Source organism: Pseudalkalibacillus salsuginis (assembly GCF_021646685.1).
Lineage (GTDB): Bacteria > Bacillota > Bacilli > Bacillales > Fictibacillaceae > Pseudalkalibacillus > Pseudalkalibacillus salsuginis.
The window spans coordinates 306,846-330,706 of the sequence record NZ_JAKJHW010000002.1; the positions used below are offsets into that span (position 1 = coordinate 306,846).

Sequence of the window (23,861 nt, forward strand, 5' to 3'; positions counted from 1 at the left end):
GCCCATGGACTGAACCAACAGAACAAACCGATCTTCAGAACAAGAAAAACCCAGGAAGAATCACTATTTCTTCCTGGGTTTTCTCCTTAAAAAGGCTTTTCGATCACCCTTTTAAAAATCAAGATAGCCTTGTTATGAATGCAGTCGCAATCCCGAAATAGATCAAAAGCGACAAGATATCATTGATCGTGGTGATCAACGGTCCGGAAGCGACAGCTGGATCGACCTTCAATTTATATAAAATCAAAGGTATGATCGTACCTGCCAGTGTCCCGATGATCAATGTCAATAGCAATGAGCTTCCGACCACCAGGCCTAAAGTAAGATTTCCACGCCAAATGTAAGCGATGATCGAAATCAGTATTCCACACGTGATACCAATGAGCATGCCCACCCATAATTCCCGGAAAATCAGTTTAAAGACCTCACGAATATTCAGATCCTCTGAAACAAGCCCCCTTACTACTACGGCAAGTGATTGCGTTCCTGTGTTTCCTGTCATTCCGGCAATCATCGGCATGAAAAAAGTCAGGGCAACAACTTGTTCCAATGTGGCTTCGAAACCGCTGATGATACTTCCGGAAATCAATCCGATGAATAATAGCAAAATCAACCATGGCAAGCGCCGATACGCTGCAACTACAGGCCTGGTGTTAAAGTCGATCGCTTTACCAGAGGCAGACAACTTTTCAATATCTTCATTCGCTTCTCGGATGACGACATCGATAATATCATCGACGGTCACGACGCCAACCAATTTATCATCCTCTTCAACCACAGGAATGGTGACAAAGTCATAACGGCTGATGATTTTCGCAACCTCTTCCTGATCCGTATGTACATCCACTTTCACAACACGGCTGTACATGATATCTTCAATCTTGTCATAGAGATCCGCCAATAACAGATCTTTATAGGAGACGACACCGACAAGCTTCTTGCCCTTATCGATGACATATAGATAGTTAAGGTATTCAGCCAGTTCTGCAAAATGCTTCAATTTATTGACTGATTCACGGACTGAATAATGTTTGGGGATCCAAACATATCGGTTGTTCATAATCCTTCCTGCCGTCTCGGGTGGATAGTTCATGAGATTCTGAACAATCTCGGATTCCTCATCCTTCATTTCCGATAACAGCTCTTCAATCTTGTCAGGATCAAGATCGATCAGCAACATTGCAAGATCATCATTTTCCATCAAATCAAGTACCTGCGTAGATTTTTCAATCCCCAGTTTGTGCAGAACCTCAAGCTGGTATTCTTTATCAAGATCCTGGATCAGTTCCGTCAACTGTTGGATCGAGAGGAACAACAGGAATTTATTACGATGCTTTGCAGGTAGATGGATGAATTGCTGTGCCATATCATATGGTTGCAACTCCTCCATAATCTCCTGAAAAGCATTCTTCTTTCCATCCTTCAATGTTTGGATGATCGCAAGTGTCAATTCATTTTCGGTCATGACCATGGACATCTGTCATCACACCCATTCTGAAAAGAGTAGTTTGAAACTATACTCTCTATTATTGCCTTTTATATGTAACTTTTCTACATCATGGCTTACATCCACCTGTAGAAAAGTTTTTATGGACTACGGAAATTGTACCGTCTTAATGTGTTGAATATTGAGGTAGATCGTTTGATTCCTTGCAACGATAATCTCCAGCTGACCATCCTCGATATTGACCAGTTTTCCGATTTTATATGGATGCATACCCAGATCAAAAACGGCGACTTTCCCGACGTGCTTTTTGCATTGTTCTTCAAAAGTACGTGATGACGGGACATTGGAAGGGGTCAGAGGAAGTTCGGTGCTGCCTAATGAATAAGGCCTGTGCTGATGATTATATGGGATCAACCATTTTAAGTGCTGCAGAGGAATATAGAGTGTCTTGTGGACCGGTGAGAAAAACGTAAAGTAATCATTCATGACATTAACAACATAGCCATGGATCGATTGGTTGCTCGTCACGAAAATTTCTGTGAAAATCCCTTTCGCATTGTTCAAGATTTTACGAAGTGATATCGTATCTTCTTCCTCACTCCACATCGGAAATTCTGTCGGCTCTGGGATCGGTTCTTCATCCTTGCAATTGAAATGCAGGTTTTGGACATGGACCAATGGGACGTAGAGATAGTCCTTTCCATCATATATGACTACGATGTTCGATCCCGTATCGATCAGGATTCCTTTTATACGATTTTTGCCGCTTAAGGTTAATTCGACTCTTTCACCAATGTAGCGTTTATATTTATTCAAGATGATCCTCCTCCTTTAAATGAATTTGATACCTCTGCCATTCTTTCAGGCAGAGATACCGACCTTTTAGTCAAGTGTCCCAGAATCTACCCGAAAATCCAGTTTGTCCACAGATACAAGCTTAATAGACTAATGATCAACCCTAAAGGAATCACTATGAATGCAATCTTCGTATACTGCTTCCAGCTAATATGGATTTTATGCTCACGTAAGATGAACATCCAAAGTAATGTCGCTAATGTTCCTACAGGTGTCAGAAGTGCTCCGATATCACTGCCGATGATATTCGCAAGATACGCCACCTGGAGTGTATGTGCGTCCAAGTCCATCTCGGTCAAAGTCAATGTACCGATCATGACTGCTGGTAAATTGTTGAAGGTATTCGAAAGGACAGTCAATAAACCACCCATCGTGAAAATGGCAGAAAGACGATCTTGTTTAACGACATCAGAAAGCTGCTGGATCAATACATCGGTCAGCCCGATGTTATGCAGGCCATATACGAGAATGTACATGCTGAATGCAAATAAGAGAATATGCCAAGGAGTCTTTTTGACAACGTCTTTCACCCCTACCTTTGATTTGAACCATCGTACTGCAATCAAAGCTGCTGCACCAATTATTGCAATCCATTCTAGGGAGATTCCGAATGGCGTCAACAAGAAAAACCCAGCGCGTGTCGCCACGATGATGATCATACAAATTTTGAATAGTCCCCAATCGACCTGGGGTGAGGTGGTATGAATCGATAAAGGATGCGGAAGAGATCGCTTATTTACTTCGTAGTTTTTCATATGCAATTTCAAATTTGGAAGCTTTTTGGGGATGTCTTTTTTGAAATACAAGTATAAAAGAAGTGTGATCACTCCAATTCCGATCATGGACGGGACGAACATCAGTGAAACGTAGCTGTTGATGTCAAGACCAACGATTTTCAAAGCAATCAGGTTTGCAATGTTGCTGACAGCAATCGGTGCGCTTGCTGCAGTGGCGATCAGCGCTCCGGGCAAGAGATAGGCTATTTTTTGATTGTTTTTCAAATTGAGCATGTTGACGGTTTTGATGATGATAGGGGTCGTAATAAGAATGCTGCCATCATTATTGAAAAAAAGGGTCATCGCAAAACAGAGTGCCGTCGTATATATGAAAAGCTTGAGCCCTGATTGTTTTGCCCGGTTGACAAGATTATACGCAACCCAATTGAAGAAGCCTAGGCTTTCTAAGATGATTGACATGACAATTGAGGAAAGGATCGTGATGGCTGCACCGCTGACAATATTGAATATGGAAAGAAGGTCTGACAGCGGTACGATGCCAAACAGAAGAAAAAGGGAGGCCCCGATTGTCGTGGGTATCGTTTCATTGATCCGAAAGGGCTTCCAGATCATCACAAAAATAGTCAGTGCAAAGATGATAAGCGGTAGTAAGATCATTTGGTCATTCACGTTCCCTCGCCTCGTTTTTATCAGTTTCTGACGAGATATTTTCAATCTCAATGACCTTTCTTTCATGATGTAAGGAGGCAATTTCGACTTGTGGTGGATCATTTTCTGACATATATGCTGGGAGGTCTGTTTCTTCAATCGGTTTCATCAATAGATAGAGGATCCAACCAGTGAAAAGTATGAACAATGTAACGAGCATCCTTATCTCCTCCTTCCATTTTCAGGTTGAATGCATTTATTTTCATTTATTGACCAGGGAAACTTTGCAAAGCCAAGCTTATTCTTGGCTGAGCTATGTTTACCCTGGTACTGGATTTGACTTGTACTCGTTCTTCAGGTGAAGAAGCCGGTTCAAGATTAAAGCTTGACCCAGCCTTTACGCTCCAAGCTAGTTAAAGATGATTTTCTGGATTTTTTGAATTTCTTGTCATGTGATCTCTTTCCTGATGAAGAACTTTTTCCAGATGATCCGTATGGATCGTTCCACATATATTTGTCGTTTCCATGTCTGCGAGCTTTCTTCATGGCATCTGAAACGTCGCATTTACCGGAAGAGTGTTTGCCGGAAGAGTGTTTGCCGGAAGAGTTCCAAGATGACTTGTGATCTTTCTTCCCAGAAGACTTTTTCTTACCATCGGATTTTTTACCATCAGATTTCTTGCCTGAAGACTTTTTACCATCAGATTTCTTGCCTGAAGACTTTTTACCGTCTGATTTCTTGCCGTCTGATTTCTTCCCTGAAGATTTTTTTCCAGATGACTTCTTATCAACCTTGCTGACACTCTTGATGTGATGGATTGTGATGAACAAGATTTTATCGCCTACTGTAAGTTCGATGTGATCTTTGTGAATTTCACTCAACACACCTTCGACGCTTTCTGGTCCACCTCGGTTAATTTTCACCTTGTGATGCTTCAACTTTTTAAGAAGCTCCTCTAATGTGCAATCATCGATGAAATGTTTTTTATGTGATCGTTTAGAAAGCTTTGCAGAATTGATCGAAACACTTTTCAAATGGCACAATTGGTAATAAACGACAACATCCTTATGCAGAAGAGCCAAATACTCATCTGTAGTACCTAATAGATGTCCATCACGTGATTCTGGTCCTCCAATGTTGACCTTGATGGATAATCCAACTAATGATTCAACTTTTTTACGCGAAATTGTCATACGTATATTTCCTCCTAAAATTTTGGTTTTGACCTCGCTTGTCCTTGCATTATATGTAATGGGATAATATACGGTATGGTTGTCCGTCTAATTATGAAAAAATGGTTGTTTGCTAGAGAAGAGTTCGCCTTATAAGGGAGGTAATTTGGGGATTCTGCCCTTTTCAGGAGAGGAAAGTAAGATAGTAGTCTATCAATTAGACGGATTTTGTTAGGCGGATATGTTGGCACAATATCTACCTAAAAACGATCTAAAGCCCTTCAAGTAAAGCAGATCGGGTCTGGGCATACGCGGTTAAGAATACATGTATCCCGTACATATGGCGTGCTTTACCACACACAAAAAACAGGCCTATCGAAGATCATTTCAATAGGCCTGCCTGGTTTATTCAACTATAGAACACTTTCACCCGGTTTTTCGTGCTCGAATGTCCGTATAGAGTATTTATTATTTTTAGACGTGCACGTTTTCCTCTTTTTGTAATAATTGTTCCGGATTCAGCGGTTTCAGTTCATCCAATACAAACAGACCGTCCTTTTGAACCAACTGGTCATCGAAATACAACTCCCCTCCCCCGAATTCCTTTCTCAATATCAACACCATGTCCCAATGGACCATCGAACGGTTTCCATTATCGGCAGATTCATAGGCTGAGCCAGGTGTAAAGTGGATGCTGCCATTAATTTTTTCATCAAAAAGGATATTGCCGACAGGGGCGTTGATCAACGGATTCAATCCGATCGCGAACTCCCCGATATAACGTGCACCTTCATCAGAATCCAGAATTTCATTCAGTTTTTCCGTATTATCTGAGGATGCATCGACAATTTTCCCATCTTTCAAAGTTAACGATACGTTATTGAAAGTGACTCCCTTGTACGGGCATGGTGTGTTGTAAGTGATCGTTCCATTGACACTGGTCTTCACGGGTGCCGTAAAAATTTCCCCATCTGGGATGTTCCGCTTCCCATGGCTTGCAACAATTGGGATATCCTTGATTGAAAAAGTAATATCTGTATTAGGAGCCACGATCCGCACTTTTCCTGTACGCCCCATCAGATCTTGAAGCGCTTTTTGCCTGTCAGCCAACAGTTCATAATCGATTCCACACACTTCAAACACATAATCTTCAAAGCGTTCTGTGCCCATCTTTGCTTTTTGTGCAGCAGCAGAAGTAGGATAATCGAGCAGTACCCAATTACGCTGATTCGTCAAAACATCGTAGACAGGCTTCATCACCTTCCCGTTAAGCTGCATGTTATCCGTCGGGACTTCCGACAGTTCTGCATCATTATCCACTGCACGTATATGTATAAATGCGTCGATATCTTCAATTTTCTTCTCCAGCCAGCCTTTTGAAATTTGGATAGAGGATTCAGTTGATGATTTTGCAATTTCCACATTCAATTCATCATCCTGTAACTCGATAAATGGCTTGCCTCCAACCTTGTATACCTCACGGATAATTTCCTTCATCAATGGTTTAGCGACAATACTTCCGGTGATTAATACCACTTGATCCTTTTTCAATTCAAGTGAATGGTTGACCACAGTATTGGCTAATCGAACGAGTCTTTCATCTCTCATTCCTTCAACTCCTTCCTTTTTTCAACTACTCATTTCGATAATTGGAGGTTGATTCCTTCTTTACCCTTCACTTTTCCTCATTGAACCTCCACAATGGTATCAAAAGCCCCTGCTTTAATTTTTTTTGGTGTCTCTAAATGATAGAAATAAAGGTCCTTATAATCAGCGTAAAATTTCGTTTCCGAAAAATATCGACCAAGGCCAAGTATGGAAACCGGTTTGCCCTCTATAAAGGCTGTTTTTCCTTCTGGGATCTCGACTGTTCCGTACTTAAGCTTATCATTCATAAAATGATCACTGCCTTTTCTGGTATGTGCATAAAGGTTCATGCCTGAGTCGACCGACGTATTGTACCTACCCCACAAGTCTTTTGACTCTAGCACCAGGATTTGATTCGGTTCATTGTAAATAGCTAGATAATAGTTTGAATCTGGAACCTCGACAAGTTCAAAGGAATCATTAGAACGTTCATATTCACTTTCGATTATGGTTTTAGAAACCGCCGCCTCAACCGTCGGCTCCGTCATCTGGAAAAACGTATAGATTCCTATCCCAAAAAATAGAACAACAAGTACAACTAATTTCAATTTCATAGTGTCCCCTAACTTATCTCTCGTCCGTATTTAAATAAGGATCAAACGCTTTTTCCATCTCTTACATCAATTTTGCCATATAAAATTCATCAACATATTTTCCATTGATGAGCATCGAATCGCGCTTCGTTCCTTCGACCTCAAACCCCATTTTTTTATACAATGCGATCCCTGCTTCGTTATGGGCCATGACGGTCAGCTCCAGTCGGTGGATGCCAGTGTATTTCGCCCAGTTGTCGAGCTTCTCGAAAAGCTTCGCTCCAAAACCTTGGCCAGCTGCCTCTTGGAGGATACCGATAACAAGATACACTCTATGCTGGATCCGTCTCGGTTTGTTTCCGAAAGCACCGAGGAAACCGACAAGCCGACTTTCGTTTTCGAGGACCCAGACAGCAGTTCGCGGATCCTCGATATATTGTTTGACACTCTTTTTCCGGTATTCTAAATCCATGTCCCGCTCACCAGGTTCGTACATCATGAACTCCGTTTCGTTATCCAGTTGTTGCTGCAGATTCAAAAAGGCTTCCGCATCTGGCTCTTCTATTAATCTTATCTTCATCGCCATTCTCCTCTTCTAGTTCTTTTGGAAAAGGGCAGTCCAAAGAAACGGTGCCCCGAATGAATCAGCCGGCTGTTCGATCTCCTTCATTTTACGGAATTCAATCACGTCGAAGTCACGGAACACCTCTTTTAACTTTTCCTCTGTATATCCGAGACCGCCTTTCATGCTTTGTTGACGGTACACTTCCCAATCTGAAATCTCTGCACCCATATCTCCTGCAGAAAAACAAGTGATCGCGAATTTACCGCCAGGCTTCAGTGCTTTTTGGATAAGCTGAAGAAAACTGATTCGGCGGTGCGGCGGGATATGATGGAAGCATCCGGAATCATAAACGATATCATATGTACCCGCTTCAGCCGTAAGATCATAGAGACTCCCTTTTATAAAATGAATGTCTGCCTGTTTTTCCTTTGCCCGCTCCTTTGCCCACTGGAGAGCTGTTTCGGAAAGATCGATCGCTTCGACCTGACATCCCTTATCTGCAAAATAGATTGCATTCCGTCCCGGCCCGCACCCCAGTTCAAGAACTCGCCCAGCTTTGAGGAGGTCCTTATCAAAATACTCAACCAAATTTCGTCAGGAACATTCACAAAGAATGGAACCCCCTTCTCCCTGTCTTCGTAGAAGGAATCCCAGAATTGTGCTTCATCTCTGAGCATCGAATCAAGCATTCTCATAACATCTTCAGCCGTATGGATCGTTTCTCTTAACATTAGTTGGTCACCCCACTCTCTACTTTTGAACCACCCTCTATAATTCTATAAAAACGTCCCTAATCCTTGCGAAAGTTGATTTTCAGGGAATCATTTTTGTAGTGGCAATATTTACGTAATTGCACCAAAATCATGATAATTGCACCACTCGATATTACTGGAAAAGAGCGGTCGGGTACCTTTCTTATTTCAAAACTTTGCTCGTATCGAACACCTACCGTAGAGCCCCTATTGTCCAGGGGATTCTCCTCCTCAACTTTTTTTAGCAAGGCTCTGTTAAAGTTTATTGTTGAAATATGCAAAATTCACTCCCTTTCCGCGGGCGATCCACAAGCCCCCTCGCTCACTTGCACAGGATGTGCTGGCTTCGACGTTCACCACAAGACGTGGTGGTTGTTAGTCGAAGATCCTTAAATCGCTGCGGGGTCTCGATTGGCTCGCTTTCCCGTTGTCGCGAATTTCGCTTTAGAAAATTTCCTATAAAAATCAACATTATTATTTAACAAAACCTTTAGCAAAAATTAAAAGATTTGAAGTTGATCTTAAAGAGGTAATATCTGTTAGTTGTTGAAAACTATACTATAGAAAAATAGAAAAAATGGGGGACTGTATGAAAACGATCCTATGGTTCGGCGTTACCTTCCTGCTTCTTTTAGGGGTTGTGCTGTATTTCTTTCATGATGAGACAGATTTCCTTCAGACTTTTAGTTCAAACCCTAAATTAGAAGATGTTAATACGGTTTATAAGGTGGATGTAGAAGTATATCCAGACAAGAAAACAGCAAAAGCGTACATGAAAATATTTACGAAGAACGATACAGGAAGGAAGCAAGATAAGATTTATTTCCAGGTGCTTGCGAATAAATTCAGTGATCTCGACAAACTTACAAGTGAAGCCTGGCGGGATTTCTTGGGACCACATCCCGAACCAGGCGGGTTAGGCTTTACAAAGATCACTGTAGATGGAGCTGTTACTGATTTCAAGGTTAACGATACAATGCTGGAAATTCCGATAGACAATTGGGAAGAAAATGAAACGATCGAATTGACGATGGAATTTGATATTAACGTACCCTTTAATGAGGGAACCTTTTCTTATACGGAAGACAACATCTTTTTTGCGAATTGGCTGCCGACAAGAACCGTCTACGAAAAGGACGGTTGGTATATGAATGAATTCCAACCGATCGGGGACCCAGGCTACAATGAGCCTGCTGATTATTTTGTCAGTGTCACTGTTCCAAAAGAATATCACATTGCCACGACAGGTATTGAAAAATCAGCTCCGATCGAATACGAAACGAAAAAGACATATAAATTCGAAGCTGAAAAGGTCAGGGAGTTTGCAATGTGTGTAATGGATCCTAAGTATAAGATCAAAAGCGAAAATGTTGATGGGATCATGATCCGAAGTTGGTACACGCCTGAATCTGAGGAAAGCTTTGAAATCTATCATTCAGCTGCTAAAAAAGCTTTTGAACACTTCAATCAGGCATTCGGGGAAAATCCTTATGATGAATTTGATATCGTACCAGGTCCGAAGACGTTCACTGGTATGGAATATCCCGGTATGACTGTCGTTAACAGCAATCATTACAATTCTGGGGAAAGTTATTTCATCTCGACCATCGTACATGAAATCGCTCATCAATGGTGGTATGCGGTCGTTGGGAACCATCCAATCGAGGAGCCTTGGCTTGATGAAAGCTTGACGAACTACTCGACCCTGCAGTTTTTAAAAGAACATTATCCTGAATTGGCTTCTTACCATGCTGGACGGTATCAGGAAATAACAGAGCAACTGCCCGAACTTTCCAAAAGTGGCCAATCGATTTCTACACCGACATCTGGATTTCCAAATGATGAACTTTATGCAGCGCTCATTTACGGAGTCGGTCCGCAAATATTCAACAAATTGGAAGAGGAAATCGGTGTCAAAAAAATGAATGAAGCCCTCGCCCATTATTATGAGAACAATCAATTCGCATTTGCAACAAAAGATGATTTGCTTGATTCCTTCCGAAAAGTTGTCGGCCCAGAAACGGAAACCTACTTTAATCAATGGCTCAATAACCAGCCTGTCGAGTATAAGGAAAACGGAAATTAACGATATAATTTGAGTTTGCACCGTTAAATTTTGAATTTGCACCGATAAAAATCAGAATTGCACCGATAAAATTCAAATCTGCTACGATATATCCCCAAAAAGAAGGAGGACAGTTTTGTGATATGCTCCCTTCATAGTTAGACAGAAAAAAGAGAGCACATTACTCTGTCTATTATGGAGGGGTTTTATTATGCAGGAATATTGACGGGATGGTATGAGGAAACAGAGATCCATCATTTCCATCCCTCGTTATAAAGTAGCCTACAAGAAATCAGGATCTGATAACAAATTGATCGAATTGATTAAAATTCGTTCCTCCAAAATTAATGGTTACATTCATTCTTAATTATTGATAATTATTGGTTTTCTTTTCTTTCTATTATTTTTTCGGTTATTTCTTTTCTGTCTGTTACTTTAAATATACTTACGACAGGTGCTTCTGGAACCTTGAATTTTGAGTGAGAGTGAGACAGTTCAAAGATAAGGGTACCGATTTCCTGATGACCATCATTTTCAATGACGATCCAAAACACTCGGTGTTCATATGGCTTCCATTTAGTTTTTTCGATGGAATTTCTAAAATTCAAACACCCTGCAATAATAAAGTCATCCTCTTTTGTTTTTTCTGCCGATCTGAATCCTGCCATTTCAACCTCTTTCCAAAAAGGTGGTAAAAGGTGATCTAAATACATCCCATATGTTGCGTCTTCATACTCTGGGAATAATGCTTCGAACTTCTCTTTGTGGTTATTTAAAACTTCTTCCCAATTCTCATCAATATACCTAGAAAATGCTTTGCCTATTTCATCAATGGTTATGTTTGGCTTAATCATGTGTTCTTTCAAGATTAATTCCTCCCAATAATTATTTACGTTATCATCGTACAACATTAAAGCCAATTGAAAGGTTATAATTAATAAATAGTTATAATGATAGCAATTATAATAAAAACCTTTTATGAGTTGTAATGTTAAGGAGAACCATAAATGAAACCATTGAGGCCAATAGATATCGCCAGGAAGCTAAATATAAGTACCAGCACATTACGTAGCTATGAAGATAGAGGATTGGTTCCACCTGTTAAGAGGTTGGACCAGCGGTATAGAGCTTACTCTCAAATACATGTGGCATATTTTGAATGTATCGTTAATATGGCTCCTAGTTTTGGTATGGACATAACATCTTCTGTATTAAAAATGTTTCGACGAAACAACCCTCACCATGCTCTTTGGGTGATTAATCAGGAACAAACAAAAAACGGTGTGGAAAAAGAATTGGCTGACCATATTAGCTCAAACATCTCTAAAATTTATGAATATAAAGTGTATATTAAAAAGCCAGAAACGGTTGGTAATGTAGCTAAGATAATCGGTCTGTCTCCCTCCACCATTCGTTACTGGGAAGATGAAGGATATATCCAATCTTTCAGACAAGAAAATAGCAATTATCGATTATATGATTCTTTTCAATTCATCAAAATATTTCTAATGAAATTAAGTCAATCATTGATTTATTCGGAAGACGTAGTCGCTCTTAAACAGTCCATAAAGGAAATAAAAGATGGTGATATAGAAGCTACAAAAATGATTTTAAATAAAATATATGTACAGTTTAATATACGAAATAAAGAACAATTACGTGGTCTCTATTATCTTTATCAATTATGGGAAATGTTGGGCTTTGACGAATAGCAATTAAATACAAGAGATTTTATGATTTGTCTTGTAGATACTCCATCATATTGAAAAATATCAGCATTTGGGTCTAATATCCTCTTCAGCCCCAATTGTTCCTTCTGATATTTCCCTTCATTTGAGCAGCCTGTAACTATTATTTGGAGTATTAAAGTTAGTCCACTTAAAAAGCCCATTAGAAAATTCACCTAACTTCCCCTGCTTAAACGTTTTCTGCCAGGAGTTGCTCACAGCAAACGCTCCCTTATGAGGTGAATTTTCAATTACAGCTTTTTAATTTTCTGACAAAACTTCGAAACCCTTAACATAAACTGCATTTCCAGCTATTTTAACATCAAGGGATACTCCATTCTTGGAGATCTGAACCATAACCCTACCATCTTTTCCAATTTCATGACCTTGTTCAACTATAAGGTTTAGAAATTCTTTAAAATTGCTATTTATATATTTCGCATAATAGGCACCCATTACCCCCGAAGCAGTTCCTGTTACTGCGTCCTCAATAGTACCTGAAAACGGTGAAGAGAAGTGACGAGCATGCATGTCAGCAATAGAATCATAGGTTTCTAAACAGAATGGATGAACAGATGCTTTTGGCATTTCCTTTAAAATCCCAAGAAACTCTTTATTATTAGGTTTCATTTTTTTAAAAGAATCTAATTTTTTTATTGGTACTAATAAGGTCCAAGTACCAGTACTTCCATATAATACTGGTATGTTCCCATCAATATCAGATTCTTTAATTCCTATCGATTTAGCTAAACTTCCTTTTGACCCTTTGAATTCTTCAAATTTTGGTGAAGCCTGTTGCATCGTTATTAATAGATCACTTTCAGTCGTTGAAGAAGTCCTTATAGGTAAAATCCCTGCTTTTGTTTCTATTGTAAAAGTTGTTTTATCATCCAATAACCCGTTAGTTTTTAACGCATAAACGGTTGCCAATGTTGCATGACCACATAAGTTCATTTCGTGACCTGGGGTAAAAAAACGTATTTTAAAATCTGATACTTCCGATTTAACTGGAAAAGCAGTCTCATTAAAACCTACTTTGAAAGCAATCTCTTGCATTTCTATATCTGTCAATTCATCCCCGTTTAAAACTACTCCAGCGGGATTCCCTTTATTAGATTCTTTACTAAATACATCATAATGGGACACCATTATTGACTTCACAACCCATTCCCCCATTGTTCTATTTGGAAACTCTTTATTATCTTACATTCATTTCTTCTTTCTTGTTTAGCGAACCTATTCCATTCTTAAAGAGAAATATCTTAAATAATACCCCACTTTTTTAAGATTATCTTGAAATCAAGTCTTCCACAATCCAGCCTCTATACTGGAACAACACCACGGAAAGTATCATCTATATTTTAACATGTTTTTCTAGCAGCCCTTGTTATTCGCATACTAGAGTATATGGCAAATCCCATAGTATTCCTGTATATATTTCTTAGTCCGTGAATGGTTTGTGAATTCGACGATTGCGGAAATCTTTGCACAAGAAAAAACACAGGTAGATTTCACTTTATGAAATCACCTGCGTTTTACTTCGTGTATTTATTGTCTGTACTCTAAAATAAAACCCGTTAACTATCTTATCATCATTCTTTATTCAATCTTCATTTCACTTCTTGCGGTACAGACAATCCAAGTCCTTTGGCGACCCTTTCACCATATTCCGGATCTGCTTTATAGAAGTGCTGGATTTGTCTGAGTTTGATGTCATCTGATTCAACACCTGACATCGCACCGACGATATTTTTAACGAGTCGTTCGCGCTCGCCCTTATCCATCAAGCGGTAGAGATCTCCTGCCTGTGTGTAGTGGTCGTCATGGTCATATGGGACACTTTCAGCCACGCCGGATACTGGGTATGCTGCTTGCTTGTTTTCAGGAGATTCACTCGGACTGCCATGGCTATTCGGCTCGTAATACACAGAACCCCCGCCATTATCATCGAATCGCATTTGTCCATCACGTTGATAGTTTTTCACTTCGTTTCGTGGTCTGTTGATCGGAAGCGCATTATGATTGGCGCCAACTCTGTAACGGTGGGCATCAGAGTATGCGAACAGTCGACCTTGGAGCATTTTATCAGGGGAAACATCGATACCTGGTACAAGTGTGCCTGGTGAGAAGGTCGCTTGCTCCACCTCTGCAAAATAGTTCTCAGGATTTTTGTTCAGGACCATCTTTCCGACTTCGATCAATGGATAATCTTTTTGTGACCAGACCTTCGTAACATCGAAAGGATCCCAACGATAAGTGTCTGCATCTTCAAGCGGCATGATCTGTACATAGAGCTTCCATTCTGGATAATCTCCATTTTCAATCGCATTGAAAAGATCCTCTGTATGGTAATCAGGATTTTCCCCGGCAATCTTCGTACCGACTTCTTCTGTCAGGTTCTTGATGCCTTGCTGTGTCTTGAAGTGGTATTTCACCCAGACAGCGTCACCATCTGCATTGACCCATTTGAATGTGTGGCTTCCGAATCCGTGCATATGACGGTAGGTTGCCGGAATGCCACGGTCGGACATCAGGATCGTGACCTGATGCAAGGATTCCGGAGACAATGACCAGAAATCCCAAACCGCATTCGGATTCTTCAAGTGCGTCTTCGGATGACGCTTTTGTGTATGGATGAAGTCTGGGAACTTGATCGCATCACGTATGAAAAAGACCGGTGTATTGTTTCCCACGAGATCATAGTTTCCTTGTTCTGTATAAAATTTGACTGCGAAACCACGAGGATCACGTACTGAATCTGCAGAACCATTCTCACCGGCAACGGTAGAAAAACGTACGAATAGAGGAGTCTTCTTGCCTACCTCTGATAAGAAATCCGCTTTGGTGTATTTACTCACGTCATTCGTTACCTCTAAGTATCCATGTGCACCTGCACCTTTTGCGTGTACGACACGTTCCGGGACACGTTCACGATTAAAGTGAGCTAATTTTTCAAGGAGGTGTACATCCTGGATCAGCGTCGGCCCACGGGAACCAGCGGTGATCGAGTTCTGGTTGTCCCCTACCGGAGCACCCCAGCTTGTCGTCATATGATTCTTGTTCTTACCCATTCTTTCATCACCTCATCTATTAATAGTGTACAAACCAATAATACCACTTATCAAATAAAAATCAATATCTTTTTAAAATCATTATAATGTGATATCTGGTATAAAAAATGAGATTGATTTGACCATCAACCTCGTAGACTTGTCTGAATGATATATATGCAGTTTAAAATTGGAACATGCCTCTTGTATCCGGTGCCTTACGATTGAGCCGTCGTTTTTAACGAGCCATGAAGTATAAATTCAACAAGATCCGGCACTCGTTTCTGGAAGTAATGGTAGTCATGCTCTCCCCCATCAATGATTTTGAAGATGAAATTCGGGACCGTATCTTGAAGGATGCTTTTAATCCTCAGATTCGACTTCAAAAACTCAGCGTTGATTTTTTCATCATTCGTTTCATATGTGCCGCAATCAAGATATATCCCCTTATTTGCAGAAAAATCCGTGGTTTTCAACAATGCTTCTATTTCATCCTGGTTGCGCCAAAATCCTGTTGAAAGACCCGCTGCCTTTGAAAAGATGGAGGGATAACGGCAGGCTGCATACGTTGAAATGAGTCCGCCTAAGGATATACCAGCCATTGTAGTTTGATCAACCTGCGTTCGGTATTTTTTATCAATGGATGGTTTAAGCTCTTCGACAATGAAGCTAACATATTCTTTTCCTTTCCCGCCTATGTCTCTTTCGTCACCAAAATAAGTTCTGCAATATTCTCCGTTTTTCCAAGGGCAATATTGGTCGGCCCGATCTTCAAACGTGTCCGGGGCATCGATCCCTACCACGATGAGATCAATACTGTTTTCGTCGAGGTAGTGTTCAAGTTCCAATGATTTACCGCCGACAGCATCTTCGTCCCGAAACACATTTTTCCCGTCATGCATATAAACAACTGGATATTGTTGATTAGATTGTTCATACGATTTAGGCAAGTAAACCCTGATTACCCTTTCTTGATTAAAAGGAGCTATTTTTAGAGAATAGTTTTCAAGCATCTATTATCACACCTTTATAGTTGGTCATCACCAAAGTGGTTCTTCAGTGTTGGTTATTTCGATAAAAAATGGGAGTAGAAAGATTAAAATGGCAAAAACACAAACCTCAGATAGATAGAGTAACCCTGGAGAAATGTTGATAACTGTAACATCGATTATCGCCATCAAGGACATTAAAATGAAGGGGATAAGAATTACATACCCGATCATTTTCTTACGGGTTTTTGCTGATATGTATTGACTCTCTCCACAAGACGGACAAGTCATCCTATGATTAAAACGGAATTGTCTTATAAAAGTTTGTTTCCATGTCCATTCACGTTGGCACACCTGACATGTCGGCATAAACTTCCCCCTCTGCCTATATTTCTACGGACGACCTTTCAATACCTTCCATATAAAATAATTTATTTTTGCATAGCAGTACTTATGAACTGTTCGACGTTATCATAACCCCCACTAGCGTAATTATCGATAAGATAGCGCAAATTCACTGGAATGCAACGTGAAAACAAAAAATCGGTCTGATCATTACTCGACCTCTGAAAAGGCTTCTGGATATCGGACTGTCCCCTCGATTCCCTCAAGTATACCTGGTACCAGCTCATGGATCATGAAAACTTCATCCGATACCTCGAATGGCAGTCGGATCCCTTTCGTGCTTGCCCTGACAAAACCGAACCTGGGATAAAATTCCGGATGTCCGAGAACAACTACGGAACGATAATCTGCAGCTTTACAACGCTCAAGCCCTTCCCGTACGAGTGATGATCCCACACCTTTGTTTTGCCATTCTGGTTTAACTGCCATAGGAGCAAGTGCTAAAACCGATTCGTTTCCATCGGTTGTTTCAATAGAGATCAGGCTGAACAAGATATGCCCGATCACATCTCCATCATTGGTTTCCGCTACCAGGGACAGATCTGGAATGAACGAATCGGATTTCCGGATCGCTTCGACCAGCATCGCTTCATTTTCCTGTCCGAAAGCCTGGTCATTCACTTCTTTAATCTTTTGGATGTCTTCAACTACTTCTCCCCTGATTTTGTACAACCCGAACTCCCCCTTATGGTCTTATTGTTGAAGTGCTTTGATATCCTGGATCACTTTCTGGTCGTCCTCATCTGAACGGTTTGTACCGCTATATCGGGTTACAACTGTGCCGCTTTGGTCAACAAGGTAAAAGGAGGTACCATGTGATACTTGATCTGAAGCTGCTGTTTTTTGAACTGCCGCTTTAAAGCTTTCTTCGGCGAACGCTTCGATATCTCCTTGTTCATAACCTGTAAGGAAATGCCAATTGGAAAAATCGGCATAATGTTTTTTACCGAATTGCTTCAACTTTTCTGGACTATCGACCTCAGGGTCCACACTGAAGGAAACGATCTCTACGTCTTCAAGTCCTGCTTCTTTAATATTCTTTTGAAGACTGGCCATACTATTCGTCATCGGTGGGCAAACTGTTTTGCAGCTCGTGAAGATGAAATCAGCAATCCACATTTTACCTTTCAAATCTTCCAAACTGACAGTTTTACCGTCCTGATCCGTATAGTTGAATGATTGGACCTCGAAATTGAAATCATCCGGCTTTTTCAGCTTTTCTTCTCCGCAAGCCGTTAAAATAATGATGGAAATAATTGCAATCACAGAACCTATTCTTTTCATGAAAGTCACCCTCCTAATTATTTACAATCACTTTTTTAGTCGGCATCGTATGCATGTCCCGTGCGGTTACGTGCGACTGGACGACATACTCACCCTCCTCTTCAAAGGCGTATTCAACCGAATATACGCCCTTTCCCTCATTCTTCGCTTCTAACATGATACTTTCTTTTTTAGAACCGTCTTTCCATATTTCAAACTCGACTTCATCTGCATCATTTACTTGTTCATTACCTTGCGTAACGATTGCCTCAAAATGACCTGTTTCATTTTTCCGGAGATGATCTGACCCTTGCAAGTCGACTTCCAAAGGTTTAACTGAAACCTCTTTTACATCATGTTCCTGATGATCCCCCAGATTCCCACACGCTGTCACCGTAGTAATAAAAACCACAGTAAAAATCCACCATTTCACTTTATACATGAGTTCTATCCCTTCCCTTGCTTCGCGTTTACGTTCATATACATTGTTAACGACTCTACTTCCATTCTAAACCCAACACCTGGATACTTGTGTGAACATTTCTTAAAACACAGAATCCTTCATCATAGTTGGTTGGGAAAGATTCATGTCCATATGTGTTTTTCCTCTAAACCTTTCATGGTAGCATTGTTAATAGAATATTTATGGAGGTTTCCCATATGAAAACAGTTGGACGGAACGATCTTTGCCCATGCGGCAGCGGTAAAAAATACAAGAAGTGTTGTCTCGACAAGAATGATAATGTCATTGACTTCCTTTTTGAAAAGAAGCAGCGTGAATTTTATGCACTACATAACAAATTGATAGAGTATGCGATCAACTATTATAATGATGCCATCCAAAGTACTATTTTGGATCGGCTTGATTTCCAGGAGTTCACGGAAGAACATTTTCAATATGTACTCGAAGCCTCCTATTGCTGGAGTACATTCCACCTACCCGTTACAAAAAAAAAATCGCCTGCAGAGCTTTTCCTTGAAAACACTAGACTTTCAAAGGAAGAACAGGAGTCTGTCGAAGACTGGCTCCAATGTAAACCATCTGTCTACCTAGTAGAGAATCATGCTGATAATATATGTACCTTAGTAGATCCGATGAAACCGGAAGAAAGGTTAAGTGTTGAATTAGAAAACATCCCGAATGGTCCTCCGATGGATGGATTCTACCTTATTGGGTCATTACTTCCATTTAAAGAGAGATTCTATGTGAACGGTCCGCCGATCTTCGTTCCATCCTATGTAGTAAAAGATGTTACAGAAAAGATAGGTAGCATTGATCAACAGTCACCGCCGCAAATAAACCTGAAAAAATACTACCCTGAAATCATTCAGGAAGCGTTCAGGTTAATGTATGCATTAGAAGAATCGGAACAATTCCTTATAGATGATACTGAGCTGTCTTTAACAGAAAAAGAGGTTTGGAGTTGCTTTGAGGAAAACACGAAAGGGATATTTACCGAGGCAGGAATGAGCGTCTTTTACGAGCTTTGGGTTGATTATTGCTACCATATGTTTCCGCAAATTACAAAGGTCGAATCCTATGCAGCAGGACTGGAATACGTCGCCCATACGTACTTTGAAGAACGACGTGTCACACAAAAGGAAATCGCTGATAAATATGGTGTTGCTCCACCTACGGTTTCAACCCGAAGTCGTTCATTTTTAGAGTTCATGGAGGAGATTAAGCCTGAACTTGAAAGAAATCCTTCAGTCCCGGAAGACCTAAATGAAGTGTTGGATTTGGAGGAACAGGGAGATTTCTTTTTCGATCTCATGATGAAGGAACAAGAGAAGCTAGGCACCGATTTCATCAATGAAAACAGAGGGCATTTGTGGATGAATCTTGAAGCTAGACCGTATATGACGGCTAAATTCAATTATGCAGAATGCGAACTGGAGTTGGGGGAAAGGGATTTCGCACTCGATTTGCTAAGGGAACTTCTCGAGGAAAATCCAATGGATAATCAAGGTGTCCGGTACGTGCTTCTACCTAATCTGATTAAAGACGGATTATTCGATGAGGCACGGCGGTTGATCAAGGAATATGATGATAATACCGCCAACATCACCTTCAACAAAGCGCTATTGGAATACAAGGAAACCAGGAATTTTGAGAAGACATTGGAATTATTGAAAGATGCACATTCAGCCAATCCCCATGTAAAAAACTATATGCTGAATCAGAAAAGTTTACCCTCCACGCCGCCTGACTTTATTGGGATTGGAGACGAAAACGAAGCAATCGATTACGTGATCAATCATTTTGAAATCTGGATGGAGGAAGAACCCCTGGTCGCTTTGCTTGCTCAAATCGAATAGAAACACCGTATGGAAAAAGCAATAAAGGAGGACGTAATTTGTCATACCTTTATTGCTTTTTGCAATTAAACTTCAACCTTTTTCCGAGCTTTCCTCTTCCCCCAGGGTTTAAAGACAGATAGGAAAAACATTGTAAGTAGGAAAATGATCTGCATGATGATCCCTACAAAAAGAGAAGTTTGGTTGATTATAAATTCTTGATTAAAAGTCGCATCAGATTCGACCATTGTCAATCCGTTCAATGACCATATATAAATTCCAACCATACCAATCCCGATACAAAAGATGGTCAACACTTCTTTTGCAATGATCCAATAATAGCGAAGGAATCCCCATTGGGTTAAGGCCGATAAAAAAATTCCAGTAACAACTGTACCAATCGTGGACGCCCTGATCGATGTCTTACTTAATAAATTCATCGTCTTATAGGAAGCCATCAATACCTGCTGATTATTTGAAGCTGCGGCTGCAATGCTTAGAATCAAAAAAACCACAGTCGAACCTAACATGATACCTGAAAATAGCAGATGGAACGTGAGTAAGATCCTTTTTGTCTTCAAATCTATTTTCTTCACGATGATCTAACCTCCCTAAGCTATCGTGGAGAATACAAAAACTAATACAAAGAAACAAACGAGAGAATAGGTAATGATGATCACTTTCTTAAATTGCCTCTCTGTATTCAAAACTATGACCACTTTACAACTGAACAGAGTCAACAGAATCAACCATAATAGACCCATAAAATCCACTTCGCCAAGTCTATTTAGCAGTTAACCAAGGATAAGAGTTCTTGACCAAATGTATTCCTCCCCAGAATAATATGAGAGCAAAAACCGGATGCAGAGCGATTATGTTTCCCATACCCGAGAATACATGGATGGTCATATATTGAAGCAAAATCAATAGATACATTCCCAGGGATATCCATCTCAGTTTCCCGTTAATTTTTGCGATAAATGACAGCAGGAACATTCCAAGTGGGATGAATTCAAAATAACTGACAAAATCGGCGTGGATTTTCCAATTGCCCGTGTTTGAAAATAATGCAGAGCCAGCAATAAAGACTTGAAGCACGATACAAATCACCAAAACAATAGCTGATAAAGCATAAATGAATCTGACAGTCCGGCGAACCATTGGTGGAATCTTTAAAGAACCCATTACAACCCATCCTTTCAAAAATGATTTCTTTTAAAAGGATAAGGTACATTCCTAAAAATCTTCTAAACCATTTATTAAATAAACCTTAAGAATGGGCTTTATCCACTCTACATTGTTGATTTCTTTGAATCACTCCCTTACCGCGGGCAATCCGCCTCTTTGCTACTTGTACCGGGCGCCTGGCTCGCTTTTCCCGCAGGAATGTCGTGAATTTCGGTTTTAAAAAATCGCTATTGAAAAATCAACATCACGATTTAACAGCGGCTTAGTATATAAAAAACCACAAGCAGCAAGAGTGCTTGTGGCATAACCGAAGTTTTCTTTATGCTTTGAAGCGGTATCCTGCTCCCCAAACCGTTTCGATGTATTGAGGGGTGGAAGGATCGGCTTCAATTTTTTCACGTAATTTCCGTATGTGGACGGTTACTGTCGTGATGTCCCCTATTGAGTCCAATCCCCAAATCCGATCAAATAGATGGTCTTTACTAAATACATGATCCGGATGACTGGCTAAAAATAATAGCAAATCAAACTCTTTTGTAGTAAGGGAAATTTCTTTTTCGTTCATCCATACACGACGAGTATTTTTCTCAATCGTAAGGCCACGGAGCCGGAGTTCCTCCTTATTCCGATCTCTTCCTAAAAACCGTTCATACCTTGCAAGGTGCGCTTTAACCCTTGCAACCAGTTCACCGGGACTGAATGGTTTCACAATAAAATCGTCTGCTCCTAAACCGAGACCACGAATTTTATCAATATCCTCCTTCTTTGCGGTTACAAGCAGTATAGGAATATCCTTGGATGCCCTTATCTTTTTACAGAGTTCGAATCCATCTTTACCGGGCAGCATGATGTCAAGAATAATAAGGGAGTACTCCTCGTTGATGGCTTTTGTCAGCCCCTGATCACCGGTTGTTTCAATATCTGCCATAAAACCGTTAATTTCCAAATAGTCACGTTCAAGTTCTGCAATACTCACATCATCCTCGATAATCAACAGTCTATTCATTTTTTGCCTCCTTTCCCTTCACTTTTGGTAAGGTAAAATGGATACCTGTGCCTTCTCCAATTTTACTTTCAGCCCATACTTCCCCTTTATGATCTTCGATGATCCGCTTAACAATCGCGAGCCCTAGACCACTTCCGCCAGAACTCGTATTCCTGGATGGCTCTGCTCGATAAAAACGATCGAAAATGTAAGGTAGCGCATTGTCCGGGATACCAGAACCGTTATCAACAATCTGTACCATAACCTGATTTTGTTCCTCATTCAGGCGGATCGTGATGCACTTGTCGGGTTTATCCATATACTTCAAACTATTATTGATGATGTTCGCAACCACCCGCTTTATTTTTTCCCGATCTGCCAGAACATGATAGGTTCGGTCATTGTCTGCTTGGAAAGAGAGTTCTACACCATCCTGTTCCAGATCAAAGGCGAGCTCTTCCTTCAAGTCCAACAAAAACAAGCGGATATCCAATTCTTCGAAATCATAAGGCAACCGGTTCAAATCCAGTTTGGAATAATACGATAGTTCGTCAATCAAATAGTCCATATCATTTGCTTTTGTATAAATCGTTTTTAGATAACGATTCATTTTTTCAGGTGTATTGGCTACACCTTCCTGAATTCCTTCTATATACCCTTTTATCGATGTAATCGGTGTTTTGAGATCATGAGAGATATTGGCTACCAGTTCTTTTCGATTTTCTTCATATTTCAATTGTACACGAATCGACTCTTTCAACTTTTTCCGCATATGATCGAATGTTCTAGAAAGCTCTCCCAATTCATCTTTTTTCTTGTTGACAATTTCAAAATCAAGGGCCCCTTCACTTATCCGATTAGAGGCTTTAATCAATTCATTGACCGGTTTGATTATGCTTCTTGACACCAAATAAGTGAGTAACCCGTTTGTTCCGATCAAAATCAGAAGAAGAATTCCGAACAACAACGGGAAAAACCCTCTGCCGAAGTTTCCTCCAGGATCCTGGAGAAGGAAAATCGTTCCCTCTGTACCGTTATCGAAGTAAAAGTCATATGACCTAAGACGATAATGTTCGCCGTCAATCCATTGAACTGGGCGTTGGAAGCTGTCATTACCGAAAGCAGGCAGGTCATTGACAGAGAGGTTTCCTAGCTCAGAAGAACGAAATAGGATTTTATTCTCCTTTCTTACGATCAAGGAAGAATGGTGTTTTGCCAGGTCCTCCTTAAATTTAATGAGTTGTTGTTGATCCTCCAACTGATCGGGAGATAGGGAAGCCAGTTTCTTCAGCTCATTAAATTCAAGATCGATTGTAGCCGTGTCAGTGCTCTCTTCATCATTCATCACAGACCAAAAATCGTTAAAGCCCCCAAATAAAAGCGAAATAACTAAAAAAACAGCTAAAATAAATAAAATGACAGGGATGACGACCATTGCTATATTCGACAATATCAGTTTTCTTCGTATCGACATGTATTCACCATCCTTCCTTCCATTCTGAACCAATCATATCCTAACCAACTGAAGGTTGCA

The 23,861-nt window shown here is 40.3% G+C and carries 23 protein-coding genes and 1 pseudogene; 3 read left to right on the forward strand and 21 right to left on the reverse strand.

Annotated features, from left to right (window positions below):
- Window positions 1-118 precede the first annotated feature (118 nt).
- The 9 genes and pseudogenes from mgtE to L1611_RS06705 all read right to left on the reverse strand — a co-directional run bounded on the left by mgtE (window position 119) and on the right by L1611_RS06705 (window position 8,336).
- Complete coding sequence (gene mgtE, locus L1611_RS06665) at window positions 119-1,477, reverse strand: magnesium transporter (protein ID WP_236312316.1); 1,359 nt, start codon at window positions 1,475-1,477, stop codon at window positions 119-121.
- Between the two features lie 117 nt (window positions 1,478-1,594).
- Window positions 1,595-2,263: an LSm family protein gene (locus L1611_RS06670; protein ID WP_236312317.1), complete on the reverse strand. Its 669-nt coding sequence runs from the start codon at window positions 2,261-2,263 to the stop codon at window positions 1,595-1,597.
- Between the two features lie 86 nt (window positions 2,264-2,349).
- Window positions 2,350-3,708 (reverse strand): arsenic transporter, encoded by a 1,359-nt coding sequence (locus L1611_RS06675; RefSeq protein ID WP_236312318.1) that lies wholly within the window; start codon window positions 3,706-3,708, stop codon window positions 2,350-2,352.
- Complete coding sequence (locus L1611_RS06680; protein ID WP_236312319.1) at window positions 3,701-3,907, reverse strand: hypothetical protein; 207 nt, start codon at window positions 3,905-3,907, stop codon at window positions 3,701-3,703. The genes L1611_RS06675 and L1611_RS06680 overlap by 8 nt, the downstream gene beginning before the upstream one ends.
- A 158-nt stretch (window positions 3,908-4,065) precedes the next feature.
- Window positions 4,066-4,881 (reverse strand): DUF2642 domain-containing protein, encoded by an 816-nt coding sequence (locus L1611_RS06685; protein ID WP_236312320.1) that lies wholly within the window; start codon window positions 4,879-4,881, stop codon window positions 4,066-4,068.
- A gap of 453 nt (window positions 4,882-5,334) precedes the next feature.
- Window positions 5,335-6,468, reverse strand: coding sequence for an aminopeptidase (locus tag L1611_RS06690; protein WP_236312321.1), 1,134 nt, complete (start codon window positions 6,466-6,468; stop codon window positions 5,335-5,337).
- 77 nt (window positions 6,469-6,545) lie between these two features.
- Window positions 6,546-7,061: a hypothetical protein gene (locus L1611_RS06695; protein ID WP_236312322.1), complete on the reverse strand. Its 516-nt coding sequence runs from the start codon at window positions 7,059-7,061 to the stop codon at window positions 6,546-6,548.
- A gap of 61 nt (window positions 7,062-7,122) precedes the next feature.
- Window positions 7,123-7,620, reverse strand: a complete 498-nt coding sequence (locus L1611_RS06700) for a GNAT family N-acetyltransferase (RefSeq protein ID WP_236312323.1) — start codon at window positions 7,618-7,620, stop codon at window positions 7,123-7,125.
- Between the two features lie 15 nt (window positions 7,621-7,635).
- A pseudogene (locus L1611_RS06705) lies at window positions 7,636-8,336 on the reverse strand (class I SAM-dependent methyltransferase).
- A 610-nt stretch (window positions 8,337-8,946) separates the two neighbouring features.
- Here L1611_RS06705 and L1611_RS06710 point away from each other — a divergent pair.
- Entirely contained in the window at window positions 8,947-10,443 is a 1,497-nt protein-coding gene (locus L1611_RS06710) for a M1 family metallopeptidase (RefSeq protein ID WP_236312324.1), read from the forward strand.
- A gap of 356 nt (window positions 10,444-10,799) precedes the next feature.
- Here L1611_RS06710 and L1611_RS06715 read toward each other — a convergent pair whose 3' ends face one another.
- Entirely contained in the window at window positions 10,800-11,288 is a 489-nt protein-coding gene (locus L1611_RS06715) for a DUF6022 family protein (RefSeq protein WP_236312325.1), read from the reverse strand.
- 141 nt (window positions 11,289-11,429) lie between these two features.
- Between L1611_RS06715 and L1611_RS06720 the strand changes: the two genes are divergently transcribed.
- Window positions 11,430-12,134: a MerR family DNA-binding transcriptional regulator gene (locus tag L1611_RS06720; protein WP_236312326.1), complete on the forward strand. Its 705-nt coding sequence runs from the start codon at window positions 11,430-11,432 to the stop codon at window positions 12,132-12,134.
- A 276-nt stretch (window positions 12,135-12,410) separates the two neighbouring features.
- Here the strand turns inward: L1611_RS06720 and L1611_RS06725 are convergent, their stop codons facing one another.
- The 7 genes from L1611_RS06725 to L1611_RS06750 all read right to left on the reverse strand — a co-directional run bounded on the left by L1611_RS06725 (window position 12,411) and on the right by L1611_RS06750 (window position 18,298).
- Complete coding sequence (locus L1611_RS06725) at window positions 12,411-13,310, reverse strand: PhzF family phenazine biosynthesis protein (protein ID WP_236312327.1); 900 nt, start codon at window positions 13,308-13,310, stop codon at window positions 12,411-12,413.
- 449 nt (window positions 13,311-13,759) lie between these two features.
- Window positions 13,760-15,220 carry a catalase KatA gene (gene katA, locus L1611_RS06730; protein WP_236312328.1) on the reverse strand — a complete coding sequence of 487 codons (1,461 nt, stop codon included), beginning with the start codon at window positions 15,218-15,220 and terminating at the stop codon, window positions 13,760-13,762.
- A 197-nt stretch (window positions 15,221-15,417) separates the two neighbouring features.
- Window positions 15,418-16,212, reverse strand: a complete 795-nt coding sequence (locus L1611_RS06735) for an alpha/beta hydrolase (protein WP_236312329.1) — start codon at window positions 16,210-16,212, stop codon at window positions 15,418-15,420.
- A 27-nt stretch (window positions 16,213-16,239) separates the two neighbouring features.
- Window positions 16,240-16,557, reverse strand: coding sequence for a TIGR04104 family putative zinc finger protein (locus L1611_RS20920; protein WP_407681711.1), 318 nt, complete (start codon window positions 16,555-16,557; stop codon window positions 16,240-16,242).
- Between the two features lie 186 nt (window positions 16,558-16,743).
- The gene (locus L1611_RS06740) at window positions 16,744-17,265 is read right to left on the reverse strand and encodes a GNAT family N-acetyltransferase (protein ID WP_236312330.1); all 522 of its coding nucleotides are present in this window, start codon (window positions 17,263-17,265) and stop codon (window positions 16,744-16,746) included.
- A gap of 21 nt (window positions 17,266-17,286) precedes the next feature.
- Window positions 17,287-17,877: an SCO family protein gene (locus tag L1611_RS06745; RefSeq protein ID WP_236312331.1), complete on the reverse strand. Its 591-nt coding sequence runs from the start codon at window positions 17,875-17,877 to the stop codon at window positions 17,287-17,289.
- Window positions 17,878-17,890: 13 nt separating this feature from the next.
- The gene (locus L1611_RS06750) at window positions 17,891-18,298 is read right to left on the reverse strand and encodes a FixH family protein (protein ID WP_236312332.1); all 408 of its coding nucleotides are present in this window, start codon (window positions 18,296-18,298) and stop codon (window positions 17,891-17,893) included.
- A 218-nt stretch (window positions 18,299-18,516) separates the two neighbouring features.
- On the opposite strand from L1611_RS06750, the gene L1611_RS06755 reads away from it, so the two are divergent.
- A complete protein-coding gene (locus tag L1611_RS06755; protein ID WP_236312333.1) occupies window positions 18,517-20,175 on the forward strand; it encodes a YecA family protein in 1,659 nt (552 codons plus the stop codon).
- A gap of 65 nt (window positions 20,176-20,240) precedes the next feature.
- On the opposite strand, the gene L1611_RS06760 is transcribed toward L1611_RS06755, so the two are convergent.
- The 4 genes from L1611_RS06760 to L1611_RS06775 form a co-directional block, all read right to left on the reverse strand.
- Window positions 20,241-20,750, reverse strand: coding sequence for a hypothetical protein (locus L1611_RS06760; RefSeq protein ID WP_236312334.1), 510 nt, complete (start codon window positions 20,748-20,750; stop codon window positions 20,241-20,243).
- Between the two features lie 187 nt (window positions 20,751-20,937).
- On the reverse strand, window positions 20,938-21,339 hold the full coding sequence (locus L1611_RS06765; RefSeq protein ID WP_236312335.1) for a DUF6220 domain-containing protein: 402 nt from the start codon (window positions 21,337-21,339) through the stop codon (window positions 20,938-20,940).
- Window positions 21,340-21,661: 322 nt separating this feature from the next.
- Window positions 21,662-22,348 carry a response regulator transcription factor gene (locus L1611_RS06770; RefSeq protein WP_236312336.1) on the reverse strand — a complete coding sequence of 229 codons (687 nt, stop codon included), beginning with the start codon at window positions 22,346-22,348 and terminating at the stop codon, window positions 21,662-21,664.
- Window positions 22,341-23,801, reverse strand: coding sequence for a sensor histidine kinase (locus L1611_RS06775; protein ID WP_236312337.1), 1,461 nt, complete (start codon window positions 23,799-23,801; stop codon window positions 22,341-22,343). Before L1611_RS06775 ends, L1611_RS06770 begins: the two co-directional genes overlap by 8 nt.
- Window positions 23,802-23,861 lie beyond the last annotated feature (60 nt).